Origin of the sequence: Streptosporangium sp. NPDC000095, assembly GCF_042899335.1 — a bacterium.
GTDB lineage: Bacteria > Actinomycetota > Actinomycetes > Streptosporangiales > Streptosporangiaceae > Streptosporangium.
On record NZ_JBIAZS010000004.1, the window covers coordinates 12,962 to 35,292 of the forward strand.

18 protein-coding genes and 1 riboswitch are annotated in these 22,331 nt (G+C 70.1%); of the genes, 10 read left to right on the plus strand and 8 right to left on the minus strand.

Going from position 1 to position 22,331, the window contains the following annotated elements:
* Window positions 1-23 precede the first annotated feature (23 nt).
* The 3 genes from ACFY3V_RS10910 to ACFY3V_RS10920 all read right to left on the minus strand — a co-directional run bounded on the left by ACFY3V_RS10910 (window position 24) and on the right by ACFY3V_RS10920 (window position 4,345).
* A complete protein-coding gene (locus tag ACFY3V_RS10910; protein ID WP_389772221.1) occupies window positions 24-2,456 on the minus strand; it encodes a protein kinase in 2,433 nt (810 codons plus the stop codon).
* Between the two features lie 135 nt (window positions 2,457-2,591).
* Window positions 2,592-3,239, minus strand: coding sequence for a response regulator (locus tag ACFY3V_RS10915; RefSeq protein WP_389772224.1), 648 nt, complete (start codon window positions 3,237-3,239; stop codon window positions 2,592-2,594).
* Window positions 3,236-4,345: a sensor histidine kinase gene (locus tag ACFY3V_RS10920; protein WP_389772228.1), complete on the minus strand. Its 1,110-nt coding sequence runs from the start codon at window positions 4,343-4,345 to the stop codon at window positions 3,236-3,238. Before ACFY3V_RS10920 ends, ACFY3V_RS10915 begins: the two co-directional genes overlap by 4 nt.
* 112 nt (window positions 4,346-4,457) lie before the next feature.
* Here ACFY3V_RS10920 and ACFY3V_RS10925 point away from each other — a divergent pair, with 112 nt between their 5' ends.
* Together ACFY3V_RS10925 and ACFY3V_RS10930 are read left to right on the plus strand one after the other, a co-directional pair.
* Window positions 4,458-5,441 carry an ABC transporter ATP-binding protein gene (locus ACFY3V_RS10925; RefSeq protein WP_389772233.1) on the plus strand — a complete coding sequence of 328 codons (984 nt, stop codon included), beginning with the start codon at window positions 4,458-4,460 and terminating at the stop codon, window positions 5,439-5,441.
* Window positions 5,438-6,202 carry an ABC transporter permease gene (locus ACFY3V_RS10930; protein WP_350943600.1) on the plus strand — a complete coding sequence of 255 codons (765 nt, stop codon included), beginning with the start codon at window positions 5,438-5,440 and terminating at the stop codon, window positions 6,200-6,202. The genes ACFY3V_RS10925 and ACFY3V_RS10930 overlap by 4 nt, the downstream gene beginning before the upstream one ends.
* A gap of 409 nt (window positions 6,203-6,611) precedes the next feature.
* Here the strand turns inward: ACFY3V_RS10930 and ACFY3V_RS10935 are convergent, their stop codons facing one another.
* From ACFY3V_RS10935 to ACFY3V_RS10945, 3 genes are all read right to left on the minus strand, one after another.
* The gene (locus ACFY3V_RS10935; RefSeq protein WP_362896972.1) at window positions 6,612-7,409 is read right to left on the minus strand and encodes a metalloregulator ArsR/SmtB family transcription factor; all 798 of its coding nucleotides are present in this window, start codon (window positions 7,407-7,409) and stop codon (window positions 6,612-6,614) included.
* Window positions 7,410-7,569: 160 nt separating this feature from the next.
* Complete coding sequence (locus ACFY3V_RS10940) at window positions 7,570-8,283, minus strand: MgtC/SapB family protein (protein WP_362896973.1); 714 nt, start codon at window positions 8,281-8,283, stop codon at window positions 7,570-7,572.
* Between the two features lie 48 nt (window positions 8,284-8,331).
* Complete coding sequence (locus tag ACFY3V_RS10945; RefSeq protein ID WP_389772238.1) at window positions 8,332-8,604, minus strand: hypothetical protein; 273 nt, start codon at window positions 8,602-8,604, stop codon at window positions 8,332-8,334.
* 271 nt (window positions 8,605-8,875) lie between these two features.
* On the opposite strand from ACFY3V_RS10945, the gene ACFY3V_RS10950 reads away from it, so the two are divergent.
* From ACFY3V_RS10950 to ACFY3V_RS10965, 4 genes are all read left to right on the plus strand, one after another.
* Window positions 8,876-9,838 (plus strand): alpha/beta hydrolase family protein, encoded by a 963-nt coding sequence (locus ACFY3V_RS10950; RefSeq protein ID WP_362896975.1) that lies wholly within the window; start codon window positions 8,876-8,878, stop codon window positions 9,836-9,838.
* A 213-nt stretch (window positions 9,839-10,051) separates the two neighbouring features.
* Window positions 10,052-12,109 carry an N-acetylneuraminate synthase family protein gene (locus tag ACFY3V_RS10955; RefSeq protein WP_389772242.1) on the plus strand — a complete coding sequence of 686 codons (2,058 nt, stop codon included), beginning with the start codon at window positions 10,052-10,054 and terminating at the stop codon, window positions 12,107-12,109.
* A gap of 200 nt (window positions 12,110-12,309) precedes the next feature.
* Window positions 12,310-13,242, plus strand: coding sequence for a glycosyltransferase family 2 protein (locus tag ACFY3V_RS10960; RefSeq protein ID WP_389772245.1), 933 nt, complete (start codon window positions 12,310-12,312; stop codon window positions 13,240-13,242).
* On the plus strand, window positions 13,242-14,564 hold the full coding sequence (locus ACFY3V_RS10965) for a polysialyltransferase family glycosyltransferase (RefSeq protein WP_389772247.1): 1,323 nt from the start codon (window positions 13,242-13,244) through the stop codon (window positions 14,562-14,564). Before ACFY3V_RS10960 ends, ACFY3V_RS10965 begins: the two co-directional genes overlap by 1 nt.
* 90 nt (window positions 14,565-14,654) lie before the next feature.
* Here ACFY3V_RS10965 and ACFY3V_RS10970 read toward each other — a convergent pair whose 3' ends face one another.
* Both ACFY3V_RS10970 and ACFY3V_RS10975 read right to left on the minus strand, forming a co-directional pair.
* Window positions 14,655-15,863: a DUF6716 putative glycosyltransferase gene (locus ACFY3V_RS10970; protein ID WP_389772250.1), complete on the minus strand. Its 1,209-nt coding sequence runs from the start codon at window positions 15,861-15,863 to the stop codon at window positions 14,655-14,657.
* A gap of 91 nt (window positions 15,864-15,954) precedes the next feature.
* The gene (locus ACFY3V_RS10975; protein ID WP_350943616.1) at window positions 15,955-16,995 is read right to left on the minus strand and encodes a hypothetical protein; all 1,041 of its coding nucleotides are present in this window, start codon (window positions 16,993-16,995) and stop codon (window positions 15,955-15,957) included.
* Window positions 16,996-17,723: 728 nt separating this feature from the next.
* Window positions 17,724-17,862: riboswitch (cyclic di-AMP (ydaO/yuaA leader) on the plus strand.
* An 18-nt stretch (window positions 17,863-17,880) separates the two neighbouring features.
* Between ACFY3V_RS10975 and ACFY3V_RS10980 the strand changes: the two genes are divergently transcribed.
* From ACFY3V_RS10980 to ACFY3V_RS10995, 4 genes are all read left to right on the plus strand, one after another.
* Window positions 17,881-18,576: a CHAP domain-containing protein gene (locus tag ACFY3V_RS10980; RefSeq protein ID WP_362896981.1), complete on the plus strand. Its 696-nt coding sequence runs from the start codon at window positions 17,881-17,883 to the stop codon at window positions 18,574-18,576.
* Window positions 18,577-19,006: 430 nt separating this feature from the next.
* Window positions 19,007-20,356 carry an extracellular solute-binding protein gene (locus tag ACFY3V_RS10985; RefSeq protein ID WP_350943619.1) on the plus strand — a complete coding sequence of 450 codons (1,350 nt, stop codon included), beginning with the start codon at window positions 19,007-19,009 and terminating at the stop codon, window positions 20,354-20,356.
* 83 nt (window positions 20,357-20,439) lie between these two features.
* Window positions 20,440-21,417 (plus strand): sugar ABC transporter permease, encoded by a 978-nt coding sequence (locus ACFY3V_RS10990; RefSeq protein ID WP_350943621.1) that lies wholly within the window; start codon window positions 20,440-20,442, stop codon window positions 21,415-21,417.
* Window positions 21,414-22,316, plus strand: a complete 903-nt coding sequence (locus ACFY3V_RS10995; protein WP_389772256.1) for a carbohydrate ABC transporter permease — start codon at window positions 21,414-21,416, stop codon at window positions 22,314-22,316. The genes ACFY3V_RS10990 and ACFY3V_RS10995 overlap by 4 nt, the downstream gene beginning before the upstream one ends.
* Window positions 22,317-22,331 lie beyond the last annotated feature (15 nt).

Below are 22,331 nucleotides of genomic sequence, written 5' to 3' on the forward strand. Positions count from 1 at the left end.
CGGCCCCGCGGGCCACCTTCCAATCAGCCCAGGCGCCAGACGCGGACGGTGTCGTCGCCGCCGCCGGTGACCGCGACGGGACGCCCGTCGAGTTCGGTCACCGCGGCGGCGAACACGTTGTGGTCGTGGGCCTTGAACGGCCGTCCCGCCCGCTTCCCGGTGTCGAGGTCGTGGACCTGCGCGGTGGCGTCGTTGCTGCCGGAGACGACGACGGTGAGCGACCCCACCCGGCCGACCGCGAGGGAGTAGATCCAGCCGCTGTGGCTCTGGATGGGCGGGCGGGCCTCACCAGCACCGGCGGCGTCGTCGATGTGGATGTCCTGCGCGCCGCCGGCGGAGAGCACCACGAGCCTGCCGTCCAGTTCGGCCGTGGTGACGGCGGTGACCTGGGCGCGCTGGGTGAGGAGCGTCTCGCCCGCCCCCGAGCGGAGCGGCCAGCGACGCACCGTACCGTCGCCGCCGCCGGTGAACACGACGGGCTCACCGTCGAGGGTGGCCGTGGCGAGGCCGAACACGGCGCCCTCGGAGGCGCGACGGGCCTTGCCGATCGCGGCGCCCGTCCTCAGGTCCCACACGCGCAGGCTCCCGTCGCGGCCTCCGGTCACCACGACGGGCTCGCCGTCGAGGGTGGCGAGGGCGAGGGAGAAGACGGGCACAGCGGCGTCGAAGGGCTTGCCGACCGGCTTGCGGGTGGCGAGGTCCCAGCGGCGTACGGTGCCGTCGTCGCCGCCCGACACCGCGATCGTCCTGCCGTCCAACTCGGTGACCGCGACGGAGCGCACCCAGTTGGTGTGCCCGGTGAGGGTGGCCAGCGGCTTGCGGGTCGCGAGATCCCACAGGCGGACGGTGCGGTCGTTGGCACCGGAGACGATCACGGACCTGCCGCCGACCTGGGCGATCGCCACCGACTGCAGATCGTCGCGATGGCCGCGCAGCGGTCCGCCGACCGGTGCGCTCTTCCAGTTCCCGGTGACCGCGGTGGGGGTGGCGGCGGGGGACGGCGATCCACTGGAAGAGGGTGAGGCGCTGGGAGACGGTGAGGCGCTGGGCTGCGTGGACTCGCCGGGTGAGGGGGAGCCGCCGGTGACCGACGGGGAGCCGGTCATCGCGACGGGAGTGGGGTCAGCGCCCTCCTGCCCGGTCCCCGCCAGCAGTGGCGGGAGCACGAAGACGCCCGCGGAAACCGCGACGGCGCAGACGGCGACGGCGGCCCCGATCCGCCACGGACGCGATCGTCCCGACCCGCCCGGCGCGGTCGTGCCGACGGACCCTTCCCACGGGCCACCGGGAGAGGTGGAGACCCCGTGGCCCTGCCGGTGCCACTGCCCGGGCTCGGTGCTCGGACCCGTCGGTGACCACCCGGCGTACGGCGGCAGCGAAGGTGCCGCGCCCGGCTCGAACGGCGGCGACGGCCGGGATGGCGGCCGCTGAGGGTCGGCCTCCCACCCGGGTGACGGCTGTCGTTGCGACGAGGGCGGCCGGTCGTGGAGCGGTGATTGCGAAGACTGTGGCTGAGAAGACTCGGGCTGCGAAGGCTGCGGGGACGGGGACGGCTGCTCGGTCCGCGACGGCCGCTGGGACGGAGAGGGCTGGACCTCGGCCGACTGACCGGTCTGCGGCGACTCCGCGGGCGGCATGGCGGTGCCCGCCGACGGCTGGCGGATCAGCCGGAACAGCAGGTCGGAGGCGACCGGTCGATCGGCGGGATCCTTGGCCAGGCAGGCGCGCAGCAACGGGCGCAACCCCTCGGGAACCCCCGACAGGTCGGGCTCGGTGGTGAGGATGCGGTGGAGCACGGCCGGGATGGTGTCCCGGCCGAACGCGGGGCTGCCGGTGGCCGCGAACACCATCGTCACGGCCCAGCTGAACACGTCCGAGGGGGCGGCGGCGGGCTGGCCGTGGATCTGCTCGGGCGACATGTACGTCGGGGTCCCGACGGCGCCGCTGGTCTGGGCGAACCCGGCGTCGAGTGCCTTGGAGACGCCGAAGTCGATGACGCGCGGGCCGTCGAAGCCGAGGAGCACGTTGGCAGGTTTGAAGTCGCGGTGCGCGATGCCCGCCTGGTGGATGGCGACGAGCGCGGTGGCCGTGCTGATCGCGATGCGCTGCAGGGCGGCGCCGTCGCGCGGCCCCTCCCTCTCGACGGCCTGCTGCAGCGAAGGCCCGTCGATGAACTCGCTCACCACGTAGAGATGGTCGCCGCTCTCCCCCGCGTCGAGCACCCGGGCGGTGCAGAACTCGGCGATCTGCCGGGCGACGGCGATCTCCCGCTCGAAGCGCGTCCTCGCGACCTGGTCGGCGGCGAACCTGGGATGCAGCACCTTGACCGCGACACGCTCACCGGCCGGATCACGACCGAGGTAGACCGTCCCCTGCCCGCCCTCGCCGAGCCTCGCCTCGATCACGTACGGCCCGAAGGCGGTGGGGTCGCCGGATCTGAGCTCCGTACCGGCCATCGTGCTCCTCCCCCGCCGCGAGCCCGCCCGAGTGGTCCGGCGGCCACGCCCTGCCGCACGCGCCGGGTTCCGGGCAGTCTGGTCCCGGAAAAGAGCATGCCAGCATCGGCAAATTTGACCAAATGCCCGCAGTTATCAGTCGAGAAGGTTGGCGTGCAGGGCGCGCAACACCGCGTTGGTCCGGTCCCGCGCCCCGAGTTTGAGCAGCATGGTCGAGACGTGGTTCTTCACCGTGCCCTCGGCCAGGAAGAGAGCCTGGGCGATCTCGCGGTTGCTGTAGCCCTCCGCGACGAGCCGAAGCACCTCCACCTCTCGTTCGGTGAGCCGCTGGATCGCGGGCAGGTCGTCGTCCGCCGGTCGGCGGCGCCGCACCGCGCGCAGCAGCCGGTCGGTGATCGACGGCGAGATCAGTGTCCCCCCGTCGGCCAGGACGCGGATGGCCCGGGTCAGCCGTTCGAGCGTCACGTCCTTCAGCAGGTAGCCGCACGCCCCCGCCCGCATCGCGTCCAGCACCAGGGTGTCGTTGTCGAACGTGGTCAGCACGAGCACCGGCGGCGAGCCGTCCGCGCGCTCCCGCAACGCCCTGAGCACCCAGATGCCGTCGTGGCGGGGCATGCGCAGGTCGAGCAGGACGACGTCGGGGGCGTGCTCCTCGATCGCCGCCAGCGCGGCCATGCCGTCGTCGGCCTCCCCCACCACCTCGATGTCGTCGGTCAGGTCGAGCAGGCTGCGGATGCCTTGCCGGACCAGGGTCTGGTCGTCGACCACGATCACCCGGATCATCGCGCGGGCACCGTGGCGGTGACCCGGAAACCGTCGCTGCCGTCGAGCCGTACGTCGCCGCCGATCGCCTCGATCCGCTCGCTCAGGCCGCGCAGCCCGTTGCCGGGCCGCAGCTCGGGGCTGCCTCGCCCGTCGTCGACGGAGGTGAACCTCACGTCCCGCTCCGGTGTGCTCTCGATCCGGATGCGCAACGAGGTCGCGTCCGCGTGCCGGATGGTGTTGGTGACGATCTCCTGGACGACACGGATGAGCGCCAGGGTCACCTCCTCGGTGGGGCACACGTCGTCGTCGATCCACACGCCGATGTCGAGGCCGGGAATGTCGCGTACCACGGCGGCGAGGGCCTCGCGCAGGTCGGGCGCGTCGGTGCGCAGCTGTCCGACGGTCGCGCGCACGTCGCGAAGCAGGTCCCGCGCCACCCGGTCGGCACGCTCGATGTGCACGCGCGCGCCCGCCCCGTCGCGGTGCCGGGCGACCTCCAGTTCCAGGGTGAGCGCGGTGAGCTGGTGCCCCATCAGGTCGTGCAGTTCCCTGGCGATGCGCAGGCGTTCGTGAGCGCGTGCGGTGTCGGCCAGGATCACACTCGCCGCCCGCAGCTCCAGATGAGCCTCGCCCAGCTCGCGGCGCATCCGCTGCTCCCTGATGGTCACCAGCACGCTCAGCAGCGTCGCGATCTGGATCAGCAGGTACAGCAGCGCACTGAGGCCGATCTCGGCGACGGTGGAACCGGTGAGACCCACGGTCACGGCGATCACGACGACGTTGAGCACGATCACCACCGGGCCCGCCCACGGCGGCGCGACGTACGCGCTCAGGGCGGCGGTGAAGACCAGCAGGATCGGCAGCCATCCGGCGCCGGGCGCCGTCAGGATCGTGAGCCATCCCAGCACGACGGCCGCGCCGTAGCAGACCCACGCCTGCCTCGGCCGGCATTCCTCCCAGAGCGCGGCGATCAGCGCGGTGACCAGCAGCGCCACGAAGAGCGCGCCCCACACCGGCCGGGGGACCTGTGTCTCGGCCACGCCGAGCAATATCGGGGTGCCCACCGCGAGGCACACCAGCAGTGCCGCCAGCCCCGCCCACACGTCCGGCTCGATTCGCCGCATGCCGTTCACCCTAACGTGCGCTCGTGCCCCCGCTGAGGTGCCGAAAGTCATGGGTGCCGATACTGACCATCGGCACAGGCGCCGGCGGCTCGCCCTTCCTAACGTCGACGGCATGCATGCGACAACGTCATCTCCCGCCGTCGAAGCGGACGGCCTGCACAAGCGCTACCGCTCCAAGGTCGCCGTCGAGGAGGTCGGCCTTTCCGTTGCCGCCGGTGAGATCTTCGGCATCCTGGGACGCAACGGAGCCGGTAAGACGACCACCGTCGAGCTGATCGCCGGGCTCAGGCGGCCCGACCGCGGCACCGTTCGCGTGCTCGGCCTGGACCCCCGGCGGGACCGGGCCCGGCTGCGCCAGGTCCTCGGGGTCCAGCTGCAGGAGGCCGTCCTGCACTCCGCGCTCACGGTCACCGAGCTGGTCCACCTGTACGGGACCTTCTACCGCGACCCGCTGCCGTCCGACGACCTGATCGAGTCGGTCGGCCTGACCGCCTCCCGGCGCACCCGCTTCGAGAAGCTCTCCGGCGGCCAGCAGCAGCGACTGTCGATCGCGCTCGCGCTCGTCGGACGGCCCCGGGTGGTGATCCTCGACGAGCTCACCACCGGCCTCGACCCCGAGGCGCGCCGTCAGATGTGGTCGACCCTTGAGCGGTTGCGCGAGTCCGGTGTGACCATCCTGCTCGTCAGCCACACCATGGAGGAGGTCGAACGACTGTGCGACCGGGTCGCGCTGCTCGACGAGGGCCGGGTCGTCGCCCTCGACTCTCCCTCGGGGCTCGTGCGAAGGGCCGGGTTCGCCCAGCGGGTCACCTTCCGCGCGATCACCCCTGTGCCGGGCGGGCTGCTCGAAGGACTCGACGGGGTCGACCGGGTGCACGCCGACGGCGACCGCGTCGTCGTCGAGGGCCGCGGTGAGCTGCTCCAGGCCGTCAGCGTCGCGCTCGTGCACGCGGGCGTCGCGGCGGCCGAGACGCGCAGCGAACAGGCCGGCCTCGACGACGCCTTCCTCGCGCTGACCGGGCACCAGCTCGGCAGCACCAAGCTCGACGCAGAGTTCGACACCGTGCCCGACACGAGGGAGAAGACGATCCGATGACGGACATCACCGTCCACCGCCCAGGCCCGCGGGCCTGGGCCGCACTGCTGATCTGCGAGCTCAAGATGGTCACCCGCGACACCGCCGGGCTGATCGTGCCGATCGGCCTGCCCATGCTCATCCTGGTGATGAACGCCTCGTCCGCCGGCCGGGAGACGATCGCGCACGGTCGCACGGCGTTCGACGTCTACGTGCTGCCGCTGGTGTTCACGATGGTCGTGGCCACGACCGGCATCGTCAACATGCCGAGCTTTCTGGCCTACTACCGTCGCAGCGGCATCCTGCGACGCCTGGGGGTGACTCCCGCCTCGCCCGCGCTGGTCCTCGTCGCCCAGGCGGCCGCCGGCGTGCTGCAGATGGCCCTTGGTATCGCGGCCGCCTGGATCCTCGCCCTGCTGGCGTTCGGCGCCCATCCCCCGGTGCGCGTCGGCGCGGCGCTCGGTGTGCTGGCGTTGACGGTGGCCGCCATGTACGCCCTGGGGCTGACCGTCGCCGCGCTCTCGCCCACCCCGAACTCCTCCGTCGCGATCGGCCTGGTCGTCTTCTTCGTGCTGGGCGCCACCGGCGGCATGTTCGGCGGGCGCGGCAACCTGCCCGAGGTGATCGCGACGATCGGGCAGTGGCTGCCGTTCGGTGCCGGGAGCCAGGCCCTGTCGGCCGCCTGGATCGGCGCGCCCATCGAGGCCTCCAACCTGATCGGCCTCGCCGCGGCCATCGTGCTCGGCGGCGTCGTCGCGGCCGTGTTCTTCCGCTGGGAGTAGCCCGCCATACGTCCCCCGGGGCGACCGGCGCTCGGGCACGGTCCGAGGGGACGGCCCGATGGGAAGGTCCGCGAGCCGGCCCCCGCCAGGCTCGCGGCTTTCCCGGCACCCGGTACGACACCCACGAGGAGCGGCGCCGACGGCATCGAAAACGACGGGTACGGATCCAGCCCTTGCACGCCCGCCCCGTGGATCGGCCGGGACGGGTCTTTCCGAACGCTAGGCGGGGGCACGGCGGAAAGCATGAGTATCCCCTACTCATGCCCTGCGGTTCTCGGTTAACAAATCACGCAGATGCTCATATATCCATGTCAGAGGTCATCGATGGGGGGCGCAGGATGCGCAGGAACGTTGCCCGCTGAGCGGGGGACCGGGGCAGGCCGGACGTCCGCGAAGACCGCTCCGGCGCCTAGCCGAGCGGCAGCGTCTCGCCCGATTCCAGCAGGGTCTTCAGGTTCGACAGGATCTCGGGCCAGCCCTCGCTGACGCCCTTGATCATCTCACTGCCCGCGACGAGGCCCTCATGGGTGACGATCAGCTTGACCGTGGCCCCACCGGCGGGTTCGATCTCGAAGGTGATCTTCGAGATCGGCTCCTTCCTGAGCTCGGCGAGCTTCTCGTCGCTCCAGCCGAACATGTCGGCCACCTCCTGCTCGTAGTTGTGCCAGGTGTACGACAGGCGCTTGCCGGGGTCGGCCTCGAGCACCCGCTGGCCCCAGTCGTGGTACTCGCCGTCCGCGGTGACCTTCCACTCGACCGGGGCACCCGGCGTCCAGTCGGATCGCGGGCCCCCGCCACCGAAGTAACGGGTGATGAAGGCCGTGCCGGTCAAGGCCTCCCACAGCCGCTCCGGCGTGGTTTTGATGTAGCTGACGTAGACGAAGCTGGTCTCGGACACGTCCGTACCCTCCAGGGCTCGTTTCAGGTCGGCGAGCGCGCGCGCCCGCTCGCGGTCGTAGCGGCCGATCCACCGGTCGGCGATCTCGTTGATGGGCGCGGCGTTGAGGTGGTGGAGCTTCTCCCTGCCGCGCCTCACCGTCTCCACCAGGCCGGCCGCCTCCAGGACGGACAGATGCTTGGTCACGGCCTGCCGGGTCATGTCCAGCCCCGCGCACAGCTCGCGCAGGGTCTGGCCGTTGTGCCGGTTGAGACTGTCCAGCAGCCTCCGGCGACTGGCGTCGGCGAGTGCTTTGAATACCGCGTCCATGCTGTCTCACAGAGTTAGGCAACCGTTTGGATGCATGTCTGAATATAGGCAACCTTTTAGTTGCCCGTCAATGCACCTTCGCGCCTTCACGATCTCCCGTCGGGCGACGAGCACGGCGGGCGCGACCACAGCGGGACCCCCGAGGGCGTGCGACCGCGGTTCAGGAAGCCGTGCCGGGGTCCCGGCTCAACACGGCGAGCACTCCGTCGATCTCGGAGAGCGCCGTGGTCAGCTCCGTTATCGACCCGACGCCGTGCACGGTGAGCCAGAGCGAGACGACGGCCGGGCTCTGGCCCTCGCTGCGCCGGTCGACCGACAGCTCGTCCACACCGAACCCTCGCTCCGTGCATTCGGCCAGTGCCGACCGCAGCACGCCCCTGCCGCCGAGGTAGGTCAACCGGAACCGCGAGGGTGCGTACTTGGACCCGGGAAGCCGGTCGGCCAGCGGCGTGAGGACGAACACCGTCACGAGGTATCCGGCGGTCACGATGACCGCCAGCAGCCACAGCCCGGCCCCGGCCGCCATCCCCACCCCGGCGGTGAGCCAGACCGCCGCGGCGGTGGTGAGGCCCCGGACCACGTCACCTCGGACGAATATCAGGCCCGCGCCGATGAAGCCGATGCCGGACACGATCTGGGCGGCCACCCGGGACGGATCGACCGTGACGTGATCCCGCAGAACATCGGAGAAGCCGTACTTCGACACCAGCATGATCAGCGCTGCGGCGAAGCCGACCAGGGTGTGGGTGCGCAGGCCCGCGCTCTTCTGGCGGGCCTCCCGCTCAAGGCCGATCAGGGCCGAGAGCACGAAGGCGAGGAGCAGCATCCCCACCTGCGCCCAGCCCTGTCCGGTGAGTTCACCGAGAGGCGCCATCGCCGTCACCCCGGTCTCGTGTCCAGGAAAGGGCGTCCGCGTTCCCGGCTACGCCGCCTCCGCGGCCTCCCCCGCCTGCCGCAGCATCGGGAACCGCCGCTGTTCCGACAGGTAGTGGCCGAACCCGACGACGAGCGCGACGGGCCAATCGATGACTCCCAACGCTCCCAACGCCCCCAGCACCCCGTAGAAGACCAGCCGGTCAGGCGTCGGCAGGGTCAACGTCCCGATCACCGGCACGGTGATGTGCGGCGGCGACTGTCCCCCCTTCGCCCTGCCACGCGCCCTGCCGTTCGAAGCGGTGGTGGTTGTCCTCGCCATGGCGGCCTCCACAAATCACGACATATCCCGCCAATCCCCTGCCTCACTCAAGCCGTAACGCCGTTTGACCAGGACTTTGCCCCTTCGACCGGCTCTCGGACCACCGGCTCGCGAAACCCTGCGCGTCGCCGGAATCGATACGAACGGACGATCCGGATCAGCCGAACCGCATCGACCATGAGCTCCGGTGCCTCCGCGAAAAGACACCGCTTCGTGGCCGGTACGGCAAGTGGGCTTCACGCGATCAGTGGGAGGCGGCAGGATTGGCGGCGTGAACCGCACCGCTGTACGTCTGGGAGTGCTCCTGCTGGCCGCCGTCGCGGTCGGGGCGGTGCTGCTCGCACTGCTGCCACCGTCCTCGACAGGCACGCACGGCAAGGAGGGCATCCACGTCTCCACCGTCGCGGTGAAGAAGCTGGGCGAGCGCGACCACGAGCTCACCGTCACCTCCGCCGCGCTCGGCCGCGAGGGCAGGGTGAGGGTCCTGCTGCCCGAGGGATGGGCGCCGGGCTCGGGTCCGTGGCCGGTGCTGTACCTGCTGAACGGCTGCTGCCAGTCCGGCTACGACACCTGGATCACCAAGGGCGGCGCCGCGGAGCTCACCTCCGGCTACCGCGCGCTCGTGGTCGTCCCCGAGGGAGGCACCGTCGGTTTCTACTCCGACTGGCGCGAGGGCCCCGGCTGGGAGACCTTCCACCTCGCCGAGGTACGGACCATCCTGGAGCGCGACTACGGCGCCGGAGACCGGCGGGCGGTGGCGGGGCTGTCCATGGGCGGGTTCGGGGCGATGTCGTACGCGGCCCGCCACCCCGGCATGTTCCAGGCCGCGGCTTCCTTCTCCGGGGTGCTGCACACCCGCGACGGCAACGGCGGCGTCGACTGGCTGCTCGGGCAGTACGGCGAGAAGTCCGTGAAGCTCTGGGGTCCCCCCGAGGATCCGCGGTGGGCCGCCCACAACCCGGCCGACCTCACCGGCGCGCTGCGCGGGATACGGCTCTTCGTCTCCAGCGGCGACGGCGCCCCCGGACCGCTGGACGACGTCTCCGAGGCCCGGGACGAGGGCGAGGCCTCCCTTCTCCTCCAGGCCGCGACCTTCGTCGAGCGGGCCAGGGCGAACGGCGTCGACGTGGCGGTCGACTTCTACGGCCCCGGTACCCACTCCTGGCCCTACTGGCGCCGCGGCCTCGAACGCTCGCTTCCTCTGCTCATGGGCTCCATCGGCGCGGCGGCCTGAGGACCCCCGACTCGTCCTCGTCCAGCGCCACGAGCAGCAGGCCCTCGTCCTTCTTCTCCGCCCGCTCCCGGCTGGGGCTCCCGGCGGCGCGGAAAGTTAAGACTGGCGACTCTGGACGTTCAGCTCAGACACCCCTTTTCGGTCTATCCCCGTAGCTAGGTTCCTATGACACCCCAGCTCAGGGGCGTTCGCCGTATGTCATGAGGAGCCACCTTGCGAGTCCTGGCCGTTGTCCCCGCCCGTGGAGGTTCGGTGGGGGTCCCCCTGAAGAACCTGGCCGCGGTGGGCGGCACTCCCCTGGTCGCCCGTGCGGTACGAGCCTGCGTGCGCGCCGAGTTGGTCGACGAGGTCGTGGTCAGCACCGATCACGAGGGAATCGCCGAAGTCGCCCGCGCCGCGGGCGCGACCGTGATCGACAGGCCGGGAGAGCTGAGCGGCTCGACCGCCTCCAGCGAGTCCGCCGTGCTCCACGCGCTCGACCACGTCCCCGACGTTCCCGACGTGGTCATCCTGGTGCAGTGCACCAGCGCGTTCATCGACCCCGCCGACCTGGACGGCGCGATCGCGAAGGTCCTGGACGGCAGCGCCGACGTGGTGTTCTCCGGGCTGGAGACCCACGAGTTCCTCTGGGACGCCGCCGGCGCGGGCGTGAACCACGACCCGTCCTACCGTCCCCGCCGCCAGGATCGCGAGCCGCACTTCCGCGAGACCGGCGCGTTCTACGTGATGCGCACCGAGGGTCTGCGCGAGCACGGCCACCGCTTCTTCGGCTCCGTCGCCGTGCAGCAGGTGCCCTCGCGCCACGCCATCGAGATCGACACCCCCGAGGACCTGGAGATCGTACGGGCGCTCGCCCCCTTCGTCGACGAGCCCGAGCCGATCGACGTGGACGCGGTGATCACCGACTTCGACGGCGTGCACACCGACGACCGCGCCTACGTCGACCAGGACGGCCGCGAGACGGTCGCGGTGAGCCGTTCCGACGGCATGGGCATCTCGCTGCTGCGCCGCTCGGGCGTCAAGCTGATGATCATGTCCACCGAGCACAACCCGGTGGTCGCGGCCCGTGCCCGCAAGCTGGGCGTGCCCGTGCTGCAGGGCCTCACCGACAAGCGGACCGTGCTGCGCGACTGGCTCGCCATCGAGGGGATCGACCCGGCCCGCGTCGCGTACGTCGGCAACGACGTCAACGATCTGGGCCCGATGAGCGACGTCGGCTGGCCCGTCACGGTCCCCGACGCCCACCCCAGGGTCCGCGCCGCCGCCAGGACCGTACTGACCAGGCCAGGAGGCGCCGGGGCCGTACGGGAACTGTGTGACCGCGTCCTCGCGGCCCGCCCGGTGGACGAGGTCGCCGTCGCCCCCGCGCCGCGCGCCGAGCTGCGGCTCACCCCGACCGCCAGGCCCGTCCAGATCGGCGACGCGCTCGTCGGCGCCGGGCAGCCGGTCTACGTGATCGGCGAGATCGGCATCAACCACAACGGCGACCTGGACATCGCGCGCAGGCTCATCGACGTGGCGGCCGAGGCAGGCTGCCAGGCGGTCAAGTTCCAGAAGCGCACGCCGGAGATCTGCGTGCCGCTTGAGCAGCGCGACCAGATCCGGCAGACGCCCTGGGGCGAGATGACCTACATGGAGTACAAGATCAGGACCGAGTTCGGCCTGGACGAGTACACCCAGATCGCCAAGTACTGCCAGGAGCGCGGGCTGCACTGGTTCGCCTCGCCGTGGGACGTGCCGTCGGTGGAGTTCCTGGAGTCCATGAACGTCGTCACCCACAAGGTCGCCTCGGCGAGCGTGACCGACCTGGAACTGCTCCGCGCGCTCGCCGCGACCGGCAAACCGATCATCCTGTCCACCGGCATGTCCACGCTGGAGGAGATCGACCGGGCGGTGGAGATCATCGGCACCTCCAAGCTGGTCCTGATGCACGCCACCTCCACCTACCCCCTGCCTCCCGAGGAGGCCAACCTCCGCGCGATCATCACCCTCCAGGAGCGGTACGGCGTGCCGGTCGGCTACTCGGGCCACGAGCGCGGCCTGCAGATCTCGCTCGCGGCGGTGACCCTGGGCGCGGTGACCGTGGAACGACACATCACGCTCGACCGCACCATGTGGGGCTCCGACCACGCCGCCTCCCTGGAGCCGGCCGGGCTGGAGCACCTGGTCCGCGACATCCGGATCATCGAGACCGCCCTGGGCGACGGCGTCAAGCGCGTCTTCCCCGGTGAAGAGGCTCCCAAGTCGCGGTTGCGCCGCGTCACAGTGTAAATGGCGACGCTGGCGCGTCGCGGTGAGGCCGCTCTTGTCCGGCTCCTTCCCTCGTCGAGGGAGGTCGCTCGTTCCTCGCGACCTCCCTCTCCTCAGTCCAGTCGCCGGCGCGGCCTCACGGGTAGTCCCGTCGGGGGCGTCATGGGGGTGGTCCCGTGGGGAGGGAGGTGAAGGGGTCGATATGAGGTGGGGATGGGAGGGTGGAGTTGATCAAGTTGTCGGTGGTGGTTCCGGTGCGGGACGCGGAGGGCTACATCGGTGACGCGCTGACCTCGCTGACCAGGAACGCGCGCAGGGACTTCGAGTTCATCGTGGTGGACGACGGCTCCGCGGACGCGACCGGGCAGATCATCGAGGACTTCCGCGACGACCTGCCAGGGTTGGTCGTGCTGCGCAACGAGGCGCCGGTCGGGCTGGCCGACGCGCGCAACCTCGGGGTCTCCCTGGCCTCCGGCCGTTATCTGACCTTCATGGACGGCGACGACTGGCTCGCGCCCGGATACCTGGAGAGCCTGGTCGGGGCGATCGAGCGGCTCGGCTGCGACTTCGTCCGGGTCGACCACGTCCAGGTGGAGGGCAGGAAACGGACGATTCACCGGGCGCCGCTCGCCACCCGGGAGGTGGTGGTGAAGCCGCGCGACCACATCCTGCCCGCCGAGTCGAAGACCATGGTCGACTACCCGTACGCGTGGGCGGGGATCTACCGCCGCGACCTCGGCGAGTTGCTGACCTTCCCGGGGCACCTGCACACCGCCGAGGACAGGCCGTGGATCTGGCGGCTGCACCGTGAGGCGGGTTCCTTCGCGGTGGTGTCGCTGGCCGGGCTGTTCTACCGGCGGATGGTGGCGGGCTCGCTGACACGGATCGGCGACGCGAGGCAGCTGCACTTCTTCGACGCCTTCGACCTGGTCTTCGAGGGCCTGGAGGAGGAGTTCACCCCCAAGGCGGTGCGGATGTTCCTCGCGCTCCTCGCCCACCACCTGGAGACGGGCGAGCGGTTCTCCCCCGAGCTGCGCGCCCGCTTCGAGGAGCGCGGCGCCGCGGCCCTGAGGCGCTTCCCCCCGGATCTGCTCGCCCAGATCCGTCTGGACCCGGAACGCGACCAGATCCTGCAGAGACTCCTGGAGGAGTGATGACGCAGCTGTTCTACGCCTCGACCCTGTTCGGCGCGATGACACTGGCGGCGGCGATCGACGACGGCCGCTTCGGTCCCCGCGAAGGGCGCCGGATCCTGCTGGTGTCCAACAACGCGGCCATCCCGGAGATCACCCCGCCCCTGGACGAGGCGGCCGGTTTTGCCGCGTTGCGCCCGCGCTTCGACGAACTCCACTCGTGGAACGAGATCATCGCCCCGCTGCATCCCTCGGACTGGAGAGCCCGCGTCGTCGAGGTGCCGATGCTGAGCCGCCTGGTCGCCTCGCGTCTGGCACTGGGTGACGGTCCCGCCGAGCTGATCCTGGAGTCCGTCGCGGTTCCCCCGGCCAGGACCCTGGGAGGGCTGGTCAGGGACTGTCCGATCACGGTCTACTCCGACGGCCTGATGAGCTACGGCCCGACCCGCGACCCGCTGCCGTCGGAGATCTCCGGGCGGATCACGCGCCTGCTCCACCTCGACCTGGTGCCCGGCCTCACACCGTTGCTGCTGTCGGAGTACGGGGTTCCCGCCGAGTCTCTTCCCGGCCGGGCCTTCCTCGACGTGATCGGGAAGGTCGGCGGGGAGACCGGGGACGCGCGTTCGGGTCGGGCGATGATTCTCGGACAGTACCTGTCCGCCCTCGGCATCATCACCCCCGAGGAGGAGGCGCGACTGCACGCCGACATGCTGCGCGGCCTCGTCGCCCGGGGATTTCGCGGTGTGCTGTTCAAGCCCCACCCGGCCGCCGGGCGCAGGCATGCCCAGCGGCTGCGCGAGACGGCCGCCGAGCTGGGCGTCGAGCTCGACGTGGTGGCGGAGACCGTACCCGCCGAGTCGTGCTTCGCCGGGCTGAGGCCCGAGCTCGTGGTCGGCTGTTTCTCCACCGCCCTGATCACCGCGAGCCGGTACTTCGGGCTCCCGGTGGCGACGTCGGGCATCGAATCGGTCCTGGAGCGGCTCACCCCGTACGAGAACAGCAACCGGATCCCGGCCACCATCGCCGACGCCCTGCTGCCGCGCCTGTCGGCGGACGGCTCGCTGGAGGAACCGCCGCCGGTGGATCTTCCCGCCCTGGTGAGCGCGGTCGGCTACTGCATGCGGGCCGAGGTGTATCCGGGGCTTCGCGAGAGCGCCACCGCCTACCTGGAGGCGCACGGCACCGCCCGCTACTTCAAGCGCCAGCGTCTCGGCGCCCTGGATCTGATCACCGCTCCCCCGGCCGCCGCCCCCAGGGAGCGAAGCCCGCTGGGCAGGCTCCGCGACCGCCTGTCGAAGGCGCTCCCCCAGGGAGACGGTCGGGTAACCGCGCAGGAGCGTTGATCGACATGGGACGCGGCCAGGCCGATCCGTTGCGAACCGCGGTTTTACCCGGCGGCCGGACATCGCCCGGCCCTTACCCCGACCGGTGCTCTAGAGTCGGCCGAACCCCTTGAGGTAGCGGCGCATCCGGCGCTTGGCGCGGTAGCCGACGCGCAGCATGTTCGGCGGCACCTCCACGCGCATGCGGGCGCGGCGGCGGGCGGTGGCGTACTCGGGACCTTCGAGCAGGGACATCGCCGGGGCGAGGCGGCCGGAGCGAGCCTTTCCCACCAGAGAGACCATCCGCGACACCCAGTCGCTCTCGCCACCGGGGTGGAAGTAGTTGACCTTGCACCAGGCGTCGTCCGGGTGCAGGAAGCGCCCGGCGGAGAGGTCGTCGAGGGTGCCGAGCAGGCCGCTGTCCTCGAAGACCAGATTGATCATCTCGGCGCCGACCCCGAAGTCCGACAGCACCAGGAGCGGTACCTTCTGGGCGATCGCCTCCAGCGCGGCGGTCGAGCTGACGGTGACGAAGCCCACCGCGTGGGCCAGGTGCTCGTGCATGGGCCCCACCGCGAAGCGCACGGCCTCGGCGCGCACCCGGCCCTCCTCGGCGAGCGACTGCCACAGGCGCTGGTAGTGGTAGCGCTCGTTGTGGGTCTGACGCTCGGTGTCCAGGGCCCGAAGCTTGACGACGACGTCCAGGTCGGGCCGCCTTCCGGCCAGCTCGGCCAGGGCGAGCAGGACGCGTTCGCGCTCCTCCCTGCGTTTGGGCACCTTGGCCTGGGTGGCGAACACCACCCGGTCGCGCGGCCCGGTGGCGGCGATCTCCGCGTCACCGCGCAGGAACGGCAACCTGGCCAGCCCGATCTGGCCGCCCCCGCCCAGTCTGGCGCCGATCTCGGAGAACTCCTCGACCTCCCGGCCGCTGTGCAGCACGAACAGGTCGCATCCGCTGCGGAACAGCCACGCCTTCTCGGTGGCGGGGACGGAGATGCCCGGCAGCCCCGAGACGAACACCGGCCGGGGCCGCAGCCCGGTCAGCACGTCTGCGGTCAGCACGTCCACCACCGGTCCCGTACAGGCGACGAGCACCACGTCGGGTCCGAATCGTTCGGCGGCCCGGCGCAGCGCGCGGGCCGACAGCACCGGCGGGTCTGCCGCCGAGCCCGCCACGGCGGCGTGGATCTGCGCCGGCGAAGGGGTGATGGGGGTGCGGACGACCACCAGTTCCGACTCACAGCCTGCGGGCAGGTCCCGCAGCAGGCAGGCCGCCCACTTCAGGTAGGAGTCGGAGTCGGCCACGGCCAGGACCTTCAAAGAAAACCTCCGGCGGGGAATTCCCCGGTTTCGTGTACGGGCACGGTGTGCGTGGCGCGAGCGGCGAGCCCGCCCGGCCTCGGCCGTCGGGTCATGACCCGGTGACTCCCGTGTCGTGATGGGCGAACCTCGACAGGTGGGAGCGCAGTGACGGCGCCGCCTCGGCCGTCCACCACTCGTCGGGAACGTCCACCGTCTCCACGGCGACCCCCCGGGCCGAGAGCAGGACCCGCAGGGAGGTGACCGCGGTGGACGGCAGGCTCAGCACCCGCTGCTCGGCGGCCAGGCCGCGCAGGGTCATCTCGGCGGGGATCCCGCCGTCGTAGACGGTGATTCCCGGCTGCTCCCCGACCCGGGCCAGGTCGCCGGGGTCCTCGCGGCGGTGCGGGAAGTAGGCCACCGGCTCGGCCGATCCGAGCCCGGCCAGCCAGCCGAAGTAGCGTTCGCGGTGGATCAGGCCGTTGCGGACCAGCGAGGTGCCGAGGACGACGGTGCGCTCGGCGGGGCGGGGCCTTCGCAGCGGCTGGGACCGCAACCAGGCGAAGTCGTGGGTGACCAGCTCGACTCCCCTGGCACGTACGGCCTTCGCCAGGTCGGAGGGCACCGGCAGCGCGGTGAAGATCGACAACCGCCCCGCGCGGGCGGCGGCGCGCAGCCTGAGCCCGGCCGCCGTGGCGAGGACGGTCCTGAGCCTCCCCGCCTTCCCCCTCGCCCTCAGCAGGGGCGTTCCCGTCCTGCCGGTGAGCAGTTCCAGGAGCCTGATGGTGGCGAGCCCGTCGTCGACGATCACGATCCGGCCGGGGGACGCGGTGAGCCAGCGGAACTGGACCTTGCCGGAGAAGGCGTCGCCCACCGCCCAGGTCTCCCCCCGGCGCGGCCGGGGCATGTCCGGGCGCGCCGGGGTGAGCTCAAGCCCTCTCGGCAGGGTGAGGCGGCCGAGTTCGCGGCCAGTCACGGCCAGCGGGCGGAGTTTCGCCCGGGGGACGAGATGGCTGCGGGCGCCGAGCAGCCCGGCATGGTGGGCCTCCACCGCGCAGAGCATCTGCAGCGGGGACTCCACCCAGGCGATGGCCGAATCCTGCTCCCGCGCGTGGTCTCGACCGTCCTCCACGCCGGGCGATGACCCGTTCACGACTGGCACAACCTAACCCGGTGGCCTTAAGGAGCAGGGAACTGCGGGTGAACAACCGACCACGCGAGATTGCAGATGATCTCTCTGGTCTTTACCTCTCCGCCGCCACCGTCCGAGATCGGATACGACCGGATGTCCGTCGGGCGGGCCGGCGTCGGCGGGGCCACGACGATTCTTCGTCGCGGGCCGGGCGGGGAGGCGCCGGCCGTGGACCCCGATCACCTGGAGGCCGCGAGAACCTCTTCGGACATGGTCGTGAGCCGCCGGGCCCCGTGCGCGCTCTCCGGCACTTCCATGGGAGAACTCCTACCATCCGCATACTTTTTACCATCGAATACTTGTTCTAAAAAATGGTGATTATATGATCTTCGACGGAGGGTCTCCCATCGCGCGGTAGCACACCCTGGCCGACACCTCTCGGGCGGGTCGGGAAAACCCGGATCGCCGTGAACGCGGGGGATCCCGGACGCCCCTCCACCCCTGGAGGAAGGTGCGCCCGGCGCCGGAGGGGCGTGATCGACTCCCCCCTCCCTCGCCAGGCGGCACCCCGCCGTACCCCCTCATTTGGGACGTATTACCAAGTCAGAGCAATGTGTCCCACTTGTAATCGTCTGCCGGGTTGTCGTACGTTCGTCCTGTTCATGGCAATTGTCTAGGTCTATACAGATCTGTGCATTGCCGTCACATTGCCCGACCGCGCTCCACCCGGCGGAACCTTCCGCCGTCGGTGAGCACGGCCGCCGAATCCGCGAAGTCTGCGGAACCGGGGAACCACGTTCCTGGGGTGAATCAACGCACTCATGCGTCGTAGGGCACTTCCCAGCCCGAACCCGTCAGCTAACCCGGTAGGCGGTATGGAAGCGAAGCAAGGAGTCGAACCCCCGCATGACCAAGCATCGCCTCACCTCCACCCCCCGCGCCGTCTGCGCCGTCCTGGGCGCCTGCGCCGTCCTCGCGACGGGCACCACCGGCGCGGCTCTGGCCGACGGCCACGGCGTCGTGAACGCACCGCCCGCCGACACCCGCGCGCAGGACGCCGGGGCCGCGAAGACCTCCCTGCAGGTCATCGCCGAGGGCCTTCCCAAGGTCTCCGCCGCACAGATCCTGGACATCGCCTCCAAGCAGATCGGTGTCCGCGAGAACGCCCAGGGTGGTGGAACCAAGTTCCAGTCCTGGTACGTTTCGAGCCCTCGCGCCAAGGAGACCATGGCCCGCGACGGCGGCAAGAGCGTGTACGAGTACGCCAACGCCCCCTGGTGCGCGATGTTCGTCTCCTGGGTCGGCGAGACGGCCGGCATCCGCCCCACGATGGGCTGGGACGCCTACACCGTCGCCCACGCCAAGTGGTTCAAGAACAACGGACACTGGGGCACCGCCCCCACTCCCGGCGCCGTCGTCTACTTCGACTGGGCCGGCGGCAAGAGCATCGAGGGCATCGACCACGTCGGCTTCGTGAAGAAGGACAACGGGAACGGCACGATCACCACGATCGAGGGCAACACCGGCAACGGCGCCGTCGAGGAGCGCGTCAGGCCCGTCTCCCAGGTCGTCGGTTACGGCTACCCGGTCTACTCGGACTGACCTCCGGCCGCCCCGGCCCCCCGCCGGTGAACGCGGACCGGTCATCACACTCCCAGGGGCACCGCTCGTTCGAGCGGTGCCCCTGACGATATTCCATATTCCACCCCGCCCGCCCCTCTCTCTCCCCTCCGCGAGCCCCGCACGGCCACGAAATGCCCCAACTGGTATGCCCGTGAGATGGGAGCGCTCCCAATCACCCTTGTGGGAGGTATGTCGACTTTTCACACCAAAAGTCCCACCTAAAGCGGCTGGATGTAACGGTTGAGTTTCGGCATATTGACGTCCTGGTTGCCCATCGTCCACTCTTCGTGGGAGCGCTCCCAAAAGCACATTGAGGAACGATCTCGTCGCGACGACCGCGTTTGTCGGGGACCGGTCCGCGATGTCGCCTCCCAATGAAGTTCGGGCGACCACCTGAGAGGGGTCCGGAATGTTGAACAACAAGCGACACGGCAAGCTCGCCGCCGTCGCGGTCATGGCGGCCACCGCCCTGGCCATCACGTCATGTAGCTCCAGCGAGCCGGCGGCACCCGCCGCGGAGGGCGGTTCCTCCGCCCCGGCCGAGCCGGTAACCATCACCGTGCACACCTTCGGTGGCGGTGAGAACTTCGGCTACGACAAGGCCGTGGAGACGTGGAACGCGGCGAACCCGAACATCCAGGTCAAGTACCAGAACCTGACCGACCGTTTCGAGGACGTCTATCTTCCGCAACTGCTCCAGCGCCTGCAGGCGGGCAGCGGCGCGGCCGACATCATCGCCCTGGACGAGGGCGCGATGGGTCTCATGAAGGCCCGCCCGCAGTTCTTCACCGACCTCGCCGAGTACGGGCTGGACAGCCGTAAGGCCGACTTCCCCGCAGCGAAGTGGGACAACGGCATCAACGCCGACAACAAGCTCTTCGCCCTTGGCACCGACATCGGTGGCATGACCATGTGCTACCGCAAGGACCTGTTCGAGAAGGCGGGCCTGCCCACCGACCGCGAGGAGGTCGGCAAGCTCTGGCCGGACTGGAACGCCTTCAAGGCGATCGGTGAGAAGTTCAAGGCCGCCAACCCCGGCAAGACCGATCCCAAGTTCCTCGACGGCCCGAACACGCTCTACAACGTGATCCTGTCGCAGGAGGCGCCGAAGAACGGCAACGTCGCCTACTTCGACAAGAACAACCAGCTCATCATCGAGAGCAACCCGGCCATCAAGACCTCCTTCGACACGGTGAAGGACTTCAGCGAGGCCGGTCTGACCGCCAAGCTCGCCTCGTTCACCCCGCCGTGGAACGCCGCGATCAAGAAGGGCGCCTTCGCGACCATGGGCTGCCCTGCCTGGATGCTCGGCGTGGTCTCCGGTGCGGCCGGTGACGACAACAAGGGCAAGTGGGACGTCGCGGCCGTGCCCGGCGGCGCGGGCAACTGGGGTGGCTCCTACCTCGCGGTTCCCAAGCAGAGCAAGCACCCCAAGGAGGCCGCCGAGGTTCTGAACTACCTCACCGGCAAGGAGGGCCACGTCATGGCCTTCCAGGAGGCCGCGGCCTTCCCGAGCTCCATCCCCGCCCAGCAGGACCCGGCGGTCGCCGACCTGAAGAACCCGTTCTTCAACGACGCGCCGACCGGTCAGATCTTCGGTGCCTCGGTCAAGGACCTGCTGCCCGTCTTCCTCGGCGAGAAGCACGCCCAGGTCAAGACCGCGGTGGAGAAGGTCCTCGAGGGCATGGACCAGGGTTCGGTCCCCTACGACCAGGCCTGGACCAAGTTCCTTGAGGCCGGCGTCAAGGCAGCGGGCTGATCCCCGTACCGCCCCGCATCGGCCCGGCTGTGGCGATCCCGCAGCCGGGCCGGTCGCCTGCCCCCGCTGAAAGGCTCTGACCGATGACACTGCACGTCGACTCCCCGGCCGCGCCGCCACGGCCCGGCCCCCGCCGGTCCGGCGGGCGCCGCGGACCGAAGCAGGGCGGTGGGTGGTCTCGCTTCGACCTCCGGGCGACCCCCTACTTCCTCGTATCCCCGTACTTCCTGCTTTTCGCCGTCTTCGGCGTCTTCCCCCTCGGCTACACCCTCTGGGTCTCCCTGCACGACTGGGAGCTCGCCGGAGACAAGACTCTCGTCGGCCTCGACAACTACATCGAGCTGATCACCGACGAGGCCTTCTGGAACGCGGTGATCAACACCCTCGGCATGTTCGTCATGTCGACGATCCCGCAGCTCGTCCTGGCCCTCCTGCTGGCCAACGCGCTCAACAAGCGCATCCGGGGACGGCTCTTCTTCCGCCTCGGCGTACTGCTGCCGCTGATCACCTCCGTCGTCGCCGTCGCCGTCGTCTTCACCCAGCTCTACGGGCGCGACTACGGCATGATCAACTGGTTCCTGAGCTTCTTCGGGGTCGACGCGATCAACTGGCAGAACGAGAAGTGGTCCGCGTGGATCGCGATCTCCACGATGATCGACTGGCGCTGGACCGGCTACAACTCGATCATCCTGCTCGCCGCCATGCAGACCATCCCCAAGGACCTCTACGAGGCCGCCGCCATCGACGGCGCCACGCCCAGGCGGCAGTTCTGGCAGATCACCATCCCGATGCTCCGCCCGACGATCATCTTCGTCGTCTTCATCTCCACCATCGGCGGCCTGACGCTGTTCACCGAGCCGGTCATGTTCGACGGCAACCCGACGATGAGCGGTGGCGCCACCGGCCAGTACCAGACCGTGGCGATGTTCATCGTCAAGGAGGCGTTCCGCGACTTCGACTTCGGCTACGCCGCCGCGGCCTCGTGGCTGCTGTTCGCACTGATCCTCATCGGGACACTCATCAACTACTCCTTCACCCGCCGTATCGGGGGTTCCAAGTGACGGCCACCCAGCTCCGGCGGCCCCCCGCGCAGCACTCCCGACGCCCCTCGGGCCAGTCGGCCGCGCGAAACCGCATCTGGGACGCGGGCCCGCTGACGAAGGTCGTCCTGGCCTTCGCCCTCGTGCTGTCGGCGTTCCCCATCTACTACATGTTCATCATGGCCACCCGGACCAACGAGGAGGCCATCGACGTACCCCCGCCGCTGTTCCCCGGCGGCCACCTCGGTGAGAACATCGCGCGACTGCTGTCCACCGAGGACGCCTACTTCATGACCGGCCTGATCAACTCGGCCATCGTCTCGGTCACCGTGACGGTCTCGGTCGTGCTGATCTCCACCCTCGCCGGCTTCGCCTTCGCGAAGCTGCGCTTCAGGGGCAGCAAGATCCTGCTGGGCCTGATCCTGGTGACGATGATGGTCCCGCTCCAGCAGATGGGCGTCGTGCCACTGTACGAGCTCATGGTCACGCTCGGCTGGACCGGTCAGCTGAAGGCGGTGATCCTGCCCTTCCTGGTCAACGGCTTCGGGGTCTTCATGATGACCCAGTACGCCACCCAGGCGGTGCCGGACGAACTGGTCGAGGCGGCCCGTGTCGACGGCGCCTCCACCATGCGCATCTATCTCAACGTCATCCTCCCGGCGCTCCGGCCGGGAATGGCGGTGCTCACGCTCCTGGTCTTCATGCAGACCTGGAACGAGTTCATGTGGCCGTTGATCGTGCTGAACCCGGACAACCCGGTGGTCCAGACCTCGATCGCGGCGCTCAACCAGGCCCACGGAACCGACTACGTGATGCTGTTCACCGGCACCGCGGCATCGGTCCTGCCGCTGTTCATCGTTTTCATCGCGTTCGGCCGCCAGATCGTCGGCGGACTCATGGAAGGTGCGGTCAAGGCGTGACCACGCAAGAGACGC